This window comes from Cupriavidus sp. 05T313, assembly GCF_056396665.1.
Window position 1 is genome coordinate 1 of sequence record NZ_JBFTLX010000666.1, and the last position, 409, is coordinate 409.

At 72.6% G+C, this 409-nt stretch carries 1 protein-coding gene; it reads right to left on the reverse strand.

Features of this window, described 5'->3' with window-relative positions; genetic code table 11:
- Positions 1 to 409 (reverse strand): aminotransferase class V-fold PLP-dependent enzyme (locus AC1DKD_RS42265; protein ID WP_477144869.1); only part of this gene is annotated, 409 nt, incomplete at both ends.

Here is a 409-nt window from a genome sequence, read left to right on the forward strand (position 1 = left end):
TGGGTGCGCCCAGCTTGTGCCCCGAGATGCTCATCGCATCCACGCCCAGCGTGCGGGTGTCCAGCGGCAGCCAGCCGGCGGCCTGGACGGCGTCCGGCACGCCTGCCAAAACTGCGGCAATGAAACGGTCACGCAGCCCGCCTACCCTCGCCTGTTCCCCCGCCTGGCGGTCCCGGGCAAGCGTGAGGGCCGTGGCCAGCCCCACCGCGCCCGCAACGTTTTCCGTTCCGGACCGGCGCCCCCGCTCCTGGCCGCCGCCGTGGATGACCGGTTCAAGGCGCGTACGGCTCCGGACAAACAGCAGTCCGCAGCCGTTGGGTGCGCCCAGCTTGTGCCCCGAGATGCTCATCGCATCCACGCCCAGCGTGCGGGTGTCCAGCGGCAGCCAGCCGGCGGCCTGGACGGCGTC